A 12,845-nucleotide genomic window follows, 5' to 3' on the forward strand; every position below is an offset into this window, starting at 1 on the left:
CATGGCAGAAATCAGCCGCGCCGTGATGTTCGGCAAACTCGACACACTCAGCTATCGCGCGATGGAAAGTGCCACGACGTTCTGTCGTTTGCGCGGCAATCCGTATGTCGAGCTGACGCACTGGCTGCATCAAGTGCTCAATTCGACCGACTCGGATCTGCATCGGATCATCAAGCATTTTGGCGTGGAGCCATCGGCGCTGGCTCGCGATCTGACTGAAGCGCTGGATCGATTGCCGCGCGGGTCCACGTCGATCACGGACATTTCTTCGCAACTGGAAGAAGCGGTCGAGCGCGGCTGGGTGTATGCGTCGTTGTTGTTTAATGCATCGAAAGTGAGAAGTGCGCATTTGATTGTCGGCGCATTGAAGACGCCGTCCTTGCGCAACGCGCTGCGCGGGATCTCGCGCGAATTCGATCGCGTGAATCTCGATGACCTCGTGGACGACTTCGATCTTTTGCTCGCGGATTCGCCGGAGAATGTGCAGCCCTCCAATGCAACGCCGGCGGTTGCTACTGCGCCTGTAACCAACCAGGATGCGTTGCAACGCTTCACAGTCGACCTGACGGAACAAGCGCGCTCGGGCAAGCTCGATGCGATCGTTGGACGCGACGAAGAGATTCGTCAGGTTATCGATATCCTCATGCGCCGTCGCCAGAACAACCCGCTGTTGACGGGCGAAGCGGGCGTGGGAAAGACCGCCGTGGTCGAAGGTCTCGCGCAGCGGATCGTTGCTGGCGATGTGCCGCCCATGCTTCGCGACGTCACGCTGCGCACGCTCGACGTTGCATTGCTTCAAGCCGGCGCCGGCGTAAAGGGCGAGTTCGAAACGCGTTTGCGTCAAGTGCTCGAAGAGGTGCAGTCGGCGCAACGTCCGGTGATCCTTTTTATCGATGAAGCGCATACGCTCGTGGGCGCGGGCGGCACGGCTGGAACCGGCGACGCTGCGAACCTGCTGAAGCCCGCGCTTGCTCGCGGAACGGTCCGCACGATTGCGGCGACTACGTGGTCGGAGTATCGGCGTTACATCGAGAAAGATCCCGCGCTGACGCGACGCTTCCAGGTCGTCCAAGTGCGCGAACCCGACGAAGCACGCGCCATCACCATGATGCGTGGCATTGCAGGCGCGCTCGAACAGCATCACGGCGTGCAGGTTCTCGACGAGGCCATTGAAGCCGCCGTGCGTTTGTCGCATCGATACATTCCGGCGCGCCAGTTGCCCGACAAGTCCGTCAGCCTCCTCGATACCGCCTGCGCGCGTGTTGCGGTAAGCCAGCACGCGACACCACCCGCAGTGGACGACGCACAAAAGCGCATTGCGGCGTTGACGACCGAACTGGAAGTGATCGCGCGCGAAAGCCTCATCGGTATAGACACAACCGCGCGTCATGAGGTGGCACTGATGGCGCTGGAAGAAGAAACGCAACGGCTCGCTCAGCTCGACGCGCGGTGGAAGACCGAGCGCGAACTCGTGAAGGACATTCTCGCGCGCCGTGCGCAATTGCGCGATGGTGCTCCGGGCGCCGATCTCGCCGCGCTCAGAACGCAACAGGCGTTGCTCGCCGACCACCAGGGCGATGCGCCGTTGATACTGCCCAGCGTGGATCGTCAGGCGGTCGCCGCCGTGGTCCAGGACTGGACCGGGGTGCCGGTTCTCAAGATGGTGAAGAACGATATCGATAACGTACTGCGCCTGGGTGAGTTACTGGACCGTCGGATCATTGGTCAGGGTCACGCAACCGAGATGATCGCGCGGCGCATTCGCACGTCGCGTGCGGGACTCGACAATCCGGACAAACCGGTCGGCGTGTTCATGCTCGCGGGAACCTCGGGCGTGGGCAAGACGGAAACCGCGCTTGCGCTCGCCGAGCTGCTTTATGGAGGTGAGCAGAACCTCATCACCATCAACATGAGCGAGTATCAGGAAGCACATACGGTCTCGTTGTTGAAGGGCGCGCCGCCCGGTTATGTTGGATTTGGCGAAGGCGGGGTGCTGACCGAAGCGGTGCGTCGCCGGCCGCATAGCGTCGTGCTGCTCGACGAGGTGGAGAAGGCGCATCCCGACGTGCACGAGCTCTTTTTCCAGGTCTTCGACAAAGGCTGGATGGAAGATAGCGAAGGCCGATCCATCGACTTTCGCAACACGCTAATCCTGCTGACCACGAATGCGGGAACCGAGTGCATCGCGCATCTGTGTCGCGATCCGCAGAACATGCCGGCAATGGAAACCATTGAAGAACAACTGCACGCGGAACTCCTGCACACGTTCCCGCCGGCATTGCTCGGCCGAATGGTCACGATCCCGTATTACCCGCTGAGCGACGCGATGCTGCGATCCATCATTCGTCTGCAACTGGGCCGCGTTGCGGAGCGCGTGACGCGTACACATCAAGTGCCTTTCACCTTCGATGAAAACGTCGTAGCCCAGATCGCCGTGCGTTGCACGCGTCTTGAAAGCGGCGGCCGCATGATCGATGCGATCTTGACGAACAGTCTCCTGCCGCGTATCAGCACGGAATTCCTGTCTCGCGTGATAGATGGAGAGACGCTTGCTCGCGTGCATGTAGGCGTTGAAGCAGAGGAGTTCACCTATGCCTTCGACTAGCACTCGCCACGTTCGCATGGAGTGCGCCGCGCTCGGCGACACGGCCGTGTTCATGCGCATGTCGACAACTGAAGCGCTCGGTCGCATGAGCGAGTTTCAGCTCGCTTTTCTGAGCCCGCGTAATGACATAGACCCGGGCGATGTGCTTGGCCAGAACCTTTCCGTGACGCTCGATTATCCGGTGAGCGGCGAGCGGCAGTTCAACGGAATTGTCACCACGCTTCGCTTGATTGTTCCCGGCGATACCACGCATAACCGCATGGCACGTTACGAAGCGATCGTGCATCCTAGGTTGTGGCTGCTGACGCAATCGTCGCATAGAAGGTTCTTTTATCAGAAAACGGTGCCGCAGATCGTGAGCGCCGTATTCGAACCATTCGACATCGACTTTCGCAACGCCTGCAGCGCAAATTATCCTGCGCTCGAACATTGCGTGCAGTATCGCGAGACCGATTTCGACTTTGTCAGCCGCTTGCTCGAACGCGAAGGCATCCATTATTTTTTCGAGCATACGGGCGGCAAACACACGCTCGTATTGGCCGATTCAAACAGCGAACATAGACCCATTGCGCACTACGAGACGATTCCATATCAAGCATGGGACAGGCCTGACCAGGACGAGGAATGCGTGTACCGGTGGGTATCGGGCGCAACGTTGCAGACCGGCCGGTATGAAGTCAACGAGTACGACTTCGAGAAGGCATCGGTGAGTAACAGTCACGGGCTCGTCTCGCGTGCGACCCGCGCCGCGCCCTTCGATCCCGCGCGCTATGTCATGCAGGAGCATTTGACGGGTCACATCAAGGCCGCCGATGGCGACCGTCTTGCACGCGTGAACGTGGAAATCCATCAGACCCAAAATGATTCCATCGATGCACGCAGCACATCGCGCGGTCTCATTCCGGGCGGCCTGATTCGCTTGCGCGATCATCCGGCGACCGAGCAGGATCGTCAGTATCTGATCACGGAAACGCGCGCGGAGATTGTCTCCGACGCATATGTATCGACGAGTGACAGCACGTTGCCGATCTTCGATTGCAGCTTCAAGGCCATTCGCGCCGATAACACTTTCCGTACTGCCCGCACCACGCCTGAGCCGCGTGTTGGTGGCCCGCAAACGGCTGTGGTCGTGGGTCCCGATGGCGATGAAATCCTCACCGATCAATACGGCCGCGTGAAGGTCCAGTTTCATTGGGAGCAGCTTGCACAATCATCGGGCGCGCAGAAATTCGACCGTTGTTGGGTGCGTGTATCGCAGAGCTGGGCCAACAAACGCTGGGGCTCCATGCAGCTTCCGCGCATCGGGCAAGAGGTGCTCGTGGAGTTCATCGAGGGCGATCCGGATCGGCCGGTAATAACGGGCGCGGTCTACAACTCGACCAACATGCCGCCGTATGAGCTGCCTGCAAACGCGGCCATTTCCACGCTCAAGAGCAACTCGACTAAAGGCGGAAGCGGTTACAACGAAGTGCGTCTCGACGACCGCAAGGGCGATGAACAACTGTTCTTTCACGCCGAGCGAGATCACGAGACATGGGTCAAGCACGACGCGCTGATGAACGTAAAACACGATCGTCATTTAAGCGTGAGCGGCAGCGAATTTGTGAAGACGAACGGCACCCGGAACGACACCGTGATGGGCAGCAGCAAGTCGAGCGTGCTTGGCGGCGTAACGGCCGCGACCATGACCACGCATAACCAGTTCGTTGGCGAAGCGTATTCGCTGAATGCCGGCATGGTGGTGCAGATCAAGGCGGGTATGGCCGTTGAGATCGAGGCGACCGCGACTATCGCGTTGCGTGCCGGCGCTTCGTACATCTTGATCGGTCCGGAGACCATCGAGATGTCGAGCTTCCCAATACCCATCGGTCCCGGCATTCCACCCGTTCCGGTGAGTGTGCCGCCACCGCCGCCGACACCGCCGCGCGACGCCGACGACGGCACGCGCCAAGTCGCCAAATAAGGAGATCGCATGTCATTGAATGATGCCAACACAGCAAGACTCGGGCTGACGCTGAGCGGTGGCGACATGAGCACGCCGCGGAACATCGAACTCGATGCAACCGGCGGCACGCTCGGCCGCGCGCCCGAGTGCACCGTGGTGCTGCCCGATACGCAACGTGCAATCTCGCGCGTGCAGGCACGTATTGAATGGCGCGACGGGTCGTTCGTGTTGATCGATTCAGGCAGCAATCCGACTGTGCTGAACGATCAGATTCTCGATGGTTCGCGCGAGGCGCAACTTCACGATAAAAACCGTTTGCGCATCGGACCGTATTCGCTCGTTGTATCCATCGAGCAGGATATGCAGAACATGACCATGATGACGCGTCCGGATGTGCCGGCGCCGTCCGCGCCTTCGCCGGAAAAGCCGGACTGGGACGTGAAACCCGTCGCGCCGCTGATTCCTGACGACTGGAATGCGCCGCACGAGGCATCGAGAGAGAGCCGCGCAGACACACCGTTCATGCCCGATCCGCTCGCGGCTACGCCGCTCCTGCGCGAACCTGCGCGATTCGGTGTGAACGCAAATCAGGAACTGATCGATGCGCTGGGTGCGTCCGAACGTCCGCTCGGCTTTGGTCCGGCCAGACCGGATGCGTCTTCATTCATGGTATCGGGATCGAGCAAGGGTTTCGAGCATGTATCGCCGGAACGCGCGATGTCCTCGGTCCCTGCATTGCCGCCGTTGGATGAACCAATGGCTGCAATCCTGCCCGAGGACTTCGATCCGTTTATCCCGCCGATGGAAATGCAGGAGCCCGATGCGCCGCTGCCTGAGCCGAAGCCCGCTGCGCCCATCGCCGACCGCAATGGCAACGACAGCGCCACGCTCGCTGCGCTTCTCGAAGGCCTCGGCATCGACGCCAGCACCGTCCGCCACATTCCCGCGCCCGACCTCGCGCGTCTGGTCGGCGGCATGTTGCGCGTGGCGACGCAAGGCACCATGACCGCACTGCGTTCCCGCTCGATGGCCAAGCGCGAGACGCGCATTGCAATGACGTTGATCGAAGAGCGCGACAACAATCCGCTCAAGTTTTTCCCCGACGTTGACATGGCGCTCACTCAAATGCTCGGTGCGCGCGGCGCAGGTTATCTCGCGCCCGAAGACGCGCTGCAAGAAGCTTTCCACGATATCCAGGCGCACGAACTTGCGGTCGTCGCAGGCATGCGCGCGGCGCTCGAACACGCAATGTCGCGGATCGATCCCGTGACCATCGACAAATCGGTGGAACCGGCGAAGGGTCTCGACGGACTGCTAAGCAATCGCCGCGCACGCCTCTGGCAGCGTTTCGTCGATACATGGGAGCACGTTGCGCGCGATGCCGGCGACGACTTCCAGCGCACCTTTGGAGAACCCTTTAGCCGCGCGTATCAGGCGCAGCTCGACGCGCTCACGCGTTCAACCCCAAGCGAATAACGCCATGTACTGGAATAGCAAGGTCATCTGGTCGGAAGGCATGTTCCTGCAGCCGCAGCATTTGCAGCAGCACGACCGGTACGTACAGACACAACTCGAAGCGCGCGTTGAAAGCTTGCGGGCTTACGGTTGGGGATTCACATCGGTGGAAATCGATGAAGCGTTGCTGAAACTCGGCAAACTCGCGCTGCGTTCGGCGGCCGGTGTCTTGCCCGACGGCACGCCTTTCAACCTTCCCGCCGATGACGACCTGCCCGAGCCACTCGACATTCCCGAAGGCACGGCGAACCTGCTCGTCGTGCTCGCGTTGCCGGTGCGCCGGCCGGGCGCCACTGAATCCGGCGGCCCAGAACGCGCGGACAATCTCGCGCGTTATCGGGCGGAAGAATTCGATGTTCACGACAGCAACGACCCCGATGCCGTCAGCACCTTGCTGCAAGTCGGCAAGCTGCGATTGAAGCTTGCGCTCGAACCCGATGTTGCTAATGCGCATGCTTATGTGGGCGTCGCGCGCGTGGTGGAACGCCTGAGCGATTCGCGTGTGGTGCTCGACGATGAGTATTGCCCGCCGTGTCTCGACTTCACCGTGGCGAGCAAGCTCGCGCGTTTTTCAACCGAGCTTCATGGCTTGCTGCAACAACGTGGCGAGGCGCTAGCGGGGCGGTTATCGCAACCCGAAGCCGCGGGCATGGCGGAGATTTCCGACTTCCTGTTGCTGCAGATCGTCAACCGCGCGCAGCCGCTGGTCGCGCATTTTGGATCGATGACAGGATTGCATCCCGAGGCGCTGTTTCAGGCCACCGTGCAGCTTGCGGGCGAGCTTGCGACCTTCAGTCAGCGCGACCGCCGGCCGCCTGTGTTCCCAGTGTATCGGCATGACCGGTTGAAGGAAACGTTCACGCCGGTGATCGAAGCGTTGCGTCTTGCCTTGAGCCGGGTAGCCGATCCAGGCGTTGTATCGATACCGCTCGAGGAACGCAAATACGGCCTGCGCGTGGCGCTGGTTGCGGACCGCTCGCTGTTCGCGAATGCGACCTTCGTGCTCGCGGTGCGAGCACAGGTATCGACTGAAACGCTGCTGTCCGCATTCGGCAGTCAGGTAAAGATCGGCGCAGTCGAGAAGATCCGCGATCTCGTCAACCTGCAGTTGCCGGGCATCGGCTTGCGTGCATTGCCGGTCGCGCCGCGCCAGCTTCCGTTCCATGCGGGTTTTACCTATTTCGAACTCGATGACAAGAACGATGGCTGGCAAGCGCTCAATGCATCGGCCGGCATGGCGTTGCATGTGGCCGGCGAATTCCCCGGCTTGACCATGGAATGCTGGGCCATCCGCCGATGAAACAAGGACACTGCAATGACTAACGAAACAGATCCGGCCGTCGACGATTCGGGTTTCCTCGACGCCGCGCGCACGATCATGATGCCCACGCCCGGCCTCAAGCGCGAACGCCCGGCCACGCTGAAATCCGCAGCAGCGGCGCCTGCGTTGGCGCCGCTCGATGCCACGCTCGCCGGCCGCAACCCGCTGTTGCGCGCCGCGAACCCGTTGCTCGAACTCGCGTTGCCGTTGCGCCGCCTGACGAGCCACCCGGACCTCGAAGCATTGCGTACGCAGCTGATCCAGATGGTGCGCACATTCGAAACCAATGGCCGCGCGTTCGGCGTGCCCGACGCGCAACTCGGTCCGGCGCGCTATTGCCTGTGCACGTTTATCGATGAATCGATTGCCGCCACACCGTGGGGCGCGGGCGTATGGGGCCGCCGCAGTCTGCTCGTGACGTTCCACAACGAAGCATCGGGCGGCGAACGTTTGTTCGTGATCCTGCAACGTCTTGCACAAACACCGGCTATCGATGTCGATCTGCTCGAACTGATCTACGTGATGCTCGCACTCGGTTTCGACGGACGATATCGCCTGATCGAAGGCGGCAAGACGCAACTCGACGTGATCCGCGAACGCCTCGAACAAATGATTCGCGCGCAGCGTGCGCCCGTCGAGCGTGCGTTGTCGCCGCATTGGCAGCCGGCTCCGCGTGAACGCAAGCGCTTGCTGCAATTCGTGCCGCTGTGGGTCGCGCTTGCGCTCGCCGCGTTCGTGCTCGTTACCGCGAGCCTGATATTGAGCTTCCGGATCAATGACTTTTCCGATCCGGTATTTGCATCCATGCGGTCGATACGCGTGGCGCCCGCGCCCGTGCTGGCATCGAAGGTCGATGCAGCGCCCAAACTCGCCGCCACGCTCGCCGGTTTCCTCGCGCCGGAAATCGCGCAAGGCCTGGTCACGGTCGGCGATTCCGCGGATCGCACCACCGTCACCATCAACAACACGGCGACGGGCACGCAATTGTTTGCATCGGGCAGCGCCGATCTCGATCCGCATTTCGCGCCGTTGATGCAGCGCATTGCGGATGCATTGCAGGACAAGCCGGGCAATGTCGTGGTGATCGGCCATACCGACAACCAGCGCATCATCTCGGCGCGGTTTCCGTCGAACGTGGCGCTCTCGCAGGCACGCGCCGACACCGTGCGCGCCATCATCGCCGCGCGGATCAACTCGCCGGCCCGTCTGAGTTCGGAAGGGCGGGGCGATACCGAACCGATCGCATCGAACGATACCCCTGCCGGCCGCGCGAAAAATCGTCGCGTCGCCATCGTGATTCTCTCGCCAGGAGCCGCGTCATGAGATGGTTAAGCGGATTCAGAAAGCCGGTCGTCGTGTCGTTCTTCGGCGTGATGGCGCTGGGGTTCATCGTGTGGTTCGAGGGACCGTTGCTTGCGTTCAACAGCAGTGCGCCGCTAGGCAGTGCAACAAGCCGATGGATCGTGATCGCGCTGCTGTTCGCCGGCTGGGCGGTGTATTTCGGTTCGCGTGCTTTGAAGGCGCGGCTTGCGAGTTCCAGCTTTGTGCGCAGCCTGATTGCGGATTCGGTGAACCCGGCGAATCGCGAACCGAGCGAAGCGCGCAAGGCCGCCGATGCCGATCTTTCCATCCTGCGCACGCGCTTCGAAGAAGCGTTGAAGACTTTGCGCAGCACGCCAACCGGTAAAGACAGCAAAGGCTGGAAGTCGTGGTTCGGCGCGCGCCGCCAGACCATTTACGACTTGCCCTGGTACATGTTTGTCGGTGCGCCGGGCGCCGGGAAGACCACGGCGCTGGTTCATTCCGGTCTGCGTTTTCCTTTGGCGGATCGTTTAGGCTCGCAAGCCATTGGCGGCGTGGGCGGCACGCGTCATTGCGACTGGTGGTTCACTGACGACGCCGTTCTCCTCGACACCGCCGGCCGCTTTACCACGCAAGACAGCCACGCCGAAGCGGATCGCGGCGCATGGCTCGGCTTCCTCGCGATGTTGCGGAAGTATCGTCCGCGCCGACCGCTCAACGGCGTGATGGTGGTGGTATCGGCGGCGGATTTGTTGCAGCAGACCGACGCCCAGCGCTCGGCGCATGCGGCGTCGGTTCGTGAACGCCTGAGCGAGTTGAACAAGCAGCTCGGCATGCGTTTTCCCGTGTACGTAGTGGTCACGAAGAGCGACATGCTTTCGGGCTTTTCCGAATTTTTCGATGACCTCGGCCGCGACGAACGCGAGCAAGTCTGGGGCATGACCTTCCCGCATTCGCCCGACGACGAGACGGAAAACGCGGAGCAACCGCTGCAGCGTTTCCCCGATGAATTCCGTCTGCTGCATCGGCAACTTCAGGATCGGGTGTTGCAACGCATGCAGCAGGAAACCGATGTGCGGCGTCGCGCGCTGATTTATTCCTTCCCGCAGCAATTTGCGGGTATAGAAGGGTCGTTGCAGCGTTTTCTCGACGATGCGTTCAGCGAATCGCGCTTTGATCGCGCTGCGTTGTTGCGCGGCGTGTACTTCACGAGCGGCACGCAAAGCGGCCGTCCGCTGGATCGCATGATGAGTTCCATGGCGGCGGCGCTCGGCTTGCAACGCGAAGTGCTGCTCGCCGATACATCGAGTGGACGCGCGTATTTCGTGAAGCGTCTGCTCCGCGATGTGATCTTCGAGGAAGCCGGTCTTGCGGGCAGCAACCCGCGTGTAGAGCGGCGGCGCGCGCGGTTCCAGCAGATTGCCATCGGCGTGGTCGGCGCGGTGCTGATCGCGGGATTGATCGGCCTTTTCGTGAGCGATCGCGCGAACCGCCGCTTCGTTGAAGAAAGCCGGCAGCAGATCGCCGCGCTTCAGCAACGCGTGCAGCAAACCACGCTGGGTGACGATCCGCTCGCCGTTCTTCCCGTACTCGATGCAGCCCGTGATCTTCCCGGCGGCGAAGCCGAACGCGAAAGCGGCGGCGATGTCTGGTGGGCGAAGCTCGGTCTCGATCAACGCGAGAAGCTCGGTGCCGAAGCACAGCGTGTCTATCAGCGTTTGCTGCGCCAGACGTTGTTGCCTATCGTTGTGCAGCGCATGGAAGAGGAGTTGCGCAGGGGCGACGCCAACAATGCCGCGCTTCAATACGAAGTGCTGCGCGCGTACCTGATGCTCGGCGACCCGACGCATTACGATCCCGACGCGCTGAGAAACTGGGCCATGCGTGACTGGCAACGCGGTCCGCTGAAGACGGCAAGCGACGCACAACGCGCGAGTATCGACCAGCATCTCGAAGCGCTGTTCCGTCGTGGACAGTTCGATTCAAACCTGCCGCTCGACCAGAACCTGATCGCCCAGGCGCGCTCCACATTGAGCCGCGTGCCGCTTGCGCAACGCCTGAACAGCCGCATCCAGCAACAGCTTACGCAGTTGCATCTCGCGGATTTTTCCATCGCCAAGGCCGCGGGGCCGAGTGGTCTGCTCGTGTTCGTGCGCAAGAGCGGGACGCCGTTGACGCAGGGTATCGACGGCGCTTATACGCAAGCCGGCTTCACCGCGTTCCTGCGTTTGCGCGAGATGACGCTCGCCAATATCGCGAAAGACGACTGGGTGCTGGGGCGCGCGGAGACGAAGCCGGATGCTGCGGGTATCGATGACCTTCGCACGGCGCTGACGCGTTTGTATTGCGAGGAAAGCATCCGGCAATGGGACGGTCTGCTTGGCGATGTCGGCGTCGTGCCGTTTTCCGCGCCTGACCAGGGCGCACGCGTGGCGAACCTGATGGGCTCGCAGAATTCGCCGTTGCGCGCGCTGATTGAGGCGGCATCGAATGAGACTACGTTCGTTGCGCCTGTTTCGAACGCGGACGCTTCCACCGGCAAATTCGATGCATTGCGCAAGAGCCTCGGTAGTTCAGCCGCGCAACCCGCTGCCACCGCCGACAGCGCCGCGCTCGTCAACGCGCATTTCCAGTCGCTGCATGATCTCGCGGGCAAGCCGGGAGCGACGTCGGGTGCGCCTATCGACGATTCCATTGGTGCATTGAAGGAAGCTGCCGCCACGCTGCAAGCGGTCGATTCCGCGCGCAAACAATCGCTGCCCTTGCCGCCCACGAGTTCGCTCGACCGTCTCAAGCTGCTCGCGCAAGGCGCGCCCGCGCCGCTAGGTTCGGTGCTGCAAGGCGTCGCCGATAACGCCGATACCGTGCAAGTCCAGAGCCAGCGCGCGCAGCTTCGCGCGCTGTGGGCGTCGACGGTTGCGCCGGCCTGCAGGCAAGCGCTCGACGGCCGCTATCCGCTGGTGCGAACCTCAACACGTGACGCCGCGCCGGATGATTTCGGGCGCATTCTCGGGCCGGGCGGTTTGATCGATGACTTCTTCCAGAAGAACCTGCAGAACCGCGTGGATACGTCGGGCGCCGTGTGGCGCTGGCGGCCCGAAGCGCGCTCGCTCGGCATACCCGATGACGTCCTCGCGCAGTTTCAGAACGCCGCGCAGATTCGCGATGCGTTGTTTCGCGACGGCGGCCATGATGTATCGGTGCGATTTTCGGCGAAGCTCGCGTCCATCGATCCATCCGTCAAACGTTTCGTACTCGATATAGACGGTCTGCAACTGGTCGCAACGGACAGCACGCCGGGCGCAACCGCCGCCTTCCAATGGCCGAGCGGCAAGGGCACGGGACAGGCGCATGTTGAACTCGATCCGGCATCATCGAGTGCGCCGCACGCGGACGGTCCGTGGGCCTTGTTTCATCTTCTCGATACCGCCCGGATCGCGCCCGCCGGTCAGCCTGATCATTTCAAAGCGGCGTTCGGCGGCGGCCTGGTCTCCGTCGATCTCACCGCGAGCAGCGTGGTCAATCCGTTTCGCGCGGGCGTGCTCGATCGCTTCCGCTGCCCGGCGCAACTATGACCACGCTTGGAGAGACCTGCACGGGCTTCTACGGAAAAGTGCGCACGCATGGCGATTTCGTGGGACGGGGTTTATCGCATGAGTTTGTCGTGCAATGGGACGCGTGGCTGCAACGCGGTTTGCTAACGGCTCAACACCATCTCGGCGATGCATGGCTGCAAGACTTTCTCGGCATGCCGTTATGGTGCTTCGCGATGAAACCGGGCGTGATCGATGACGCCGCATATGCAGGCGTGTTGATGCCCGGGATCGATGCGGTCGGGCGCTATTTTCCGTTCGTGGTCGCGCGGTCGATGGATCGGGCGGTCTTGGGCGAATGGCTGCGTAGCAGTCCGGTCTGGTACGAACATGCAGCGGGTCTCGCGTTATCGACGTTGAAGGCGAAGTTCTCGCTGACGGAGTTCGAGTCGGAACTGGAGCACCTCGATAGCGATGCTGAAACGCTCGTCTGGCGCGATACGTTCAGGCAGTTCTTGAGCGAAAGCGATGCGGCGAGCGTGTGGTGGACGAGCGCGCAAGTGCTGCACAAGCACGAAGGTGCGCTCAATACAGCGTTGTTCCTGCGGTTGCTGGAAGGCTAAA

General features: G+C 61.8%; 7 protein-coding genes. All 7 read left to right on the plus strand.

Going from position 1 to position 12,845, the window contains the following annotated elements; all coding sequences use genetic code 11:
* Nucleotide 1 precedes the first annotated feature (1 nt).
* From tssH to tagF, 7 genes are read left to right on the plus strand one after another with little or no spacing between them, the layout of a single operon-like run.
* Nucleotides 2-2,605 carry a type VI secretion system ATPase TssH gene (gene tssH / locus ASG35_RS29235; protein WP_056366229.1) on the plus strand — a complete coding sequence of 868 codons (2,604 nt, stop codon included), beginning with the start codon at nt 2-4 and terminating at the stop codon, nt 2,603-2,605.
* Nucleotides 2,592-4,568 (plus strand): type VI secretion system Vgr family protein, encoded by a 1,977-nt coding sequence (locus tag ASG35_RS29240; RefSeq protein ID WP_056366232.1) that lies wholly within the window; start codon nt 2,592-2,594, stop codon nt 4,566-4,568. Before tssH ends, ASG35_RS29240 begins: the two co-directional genes overlap by 14 nt.
* A gap of 9 nt (nt 4,569-4,577) precedes the next feature.
* A complete protein-coding gene (tagH, locus tag ASG35_RS29245; RefSeq protein ID WP_056366234.1) occupies nt 4,578-6,026 on the plus strand; it encodes a type VI secretion system-associated FHA domain protein TagH in 1,449 nt (482 codons plus the stop codon).
* Nucleotides 6,027-6,030: 4 nt separating this feature from the next.
* Entirely contained in the window at nt 6,031-7,365 is a 1,335-nt protein-coding gene (gene tssK, locus ASG35_RS29250) for a type VI secretion system baseplate subunit TssK (protein WP_056366237.1), read from the plus strand.
* A 15-nt stretch (nt 7,366-7,380) separates the two neighbouring features.
* Entirely contained in the window at nt 7,381-8,709 is a 1,329-nt protein-coding gene (gene tssL / locus ASG35_RS29255; RefSeq protein ID WP_056366239.1) for a type VI secretion system protein TssL, long form, read from the plus strand.
* On the plus strand, nt 8,706-12,263 hold the full coding sequence (gene tssM / locus ASG35_RS29260) for a type VI secretion system membrane subunit TssM (RefSeq protein WP_056366241.1): 3,558 nt from the start codon (nt 8,706-8,708) through the stop codon (nt 12,261-12,263). Before tssL ends, tssM begins: the two co-directional genes overlap by 4 nt.
* Nucleotides 12,260-12,844 carry a type VI secretion system-associated protein TagF gene (gene tagF, locus ASG35_RS29265; protein WP_056366244.1) on the plus strand — a complete coding sequence of 195 codons (585 nt, stop codon included), beginning with the start codon at nt 12,260-12,262 and terminating at the stop codon, nt 12,842-12,844. Before tssM ends, tagF begins: the two co-directional genes overlap by 4 nt.
* The last annotated feature ends 1 nt before the right edge of the window (nt 12,845 follow it).

It is taken from the genome of Burkholderia sp. Leaf177, assembly GCF_001424345.1.
Lineage (GTDB): Bacteria > Pseudomonadota > Gammaproteobacteria > Burkholderiales > Burkholderiaceae > Caballeronia.

Bases quoted from the DNA above. Each gene is read 5' to 3' on its own strand.
- tssH (WP_056366229.1), top strand. From the start codon at position 2: ATGGCAGAAATCAGCCGCGCCGTGATGTTCGGCAAACTCGACACACTC.
- ASG35_RS29240 (WP_056366232.1), top strand. From the start codon at position 2,592: ATGCCTTCGACTAGCACTCGCCACGTTCGCATGGAGTGCGCCGCGCTC.
- tagH (WP_056366234.1), top strand. From the start codon at position 4,578: ATGTCATTGAATGATGCCAACACAGCAAGACTCGGGCTGACGCTGAGC.
- tssK (WP_056366237.1), top strand. From the start codon at position 6,031: ATGTACTGGAATAGCAAGGTCATCTGGTCGGAAGGCATGTTCCTGCAG.
- tssL (WP_056366239.1), top strand. From the start codon at position 7,381: ATGACTAACGAAACAGATCCGGCCGTCGACGATTCGGGTTTCCTCGAC.
- tssM (WP_056366241.1), top strand. From the start codon at position 8,706: ATGAGATGGTTAAGCGGATTCAGAAAGCCGGTCGTCGTGTCGTTCTTC.
- tagF (WP_056366244.1), top strand. From the start codon at position 12,260: ATGACCACGCTTGGAGAGACCTGCACGGGCTTCTACGGAAAAGTGCGC.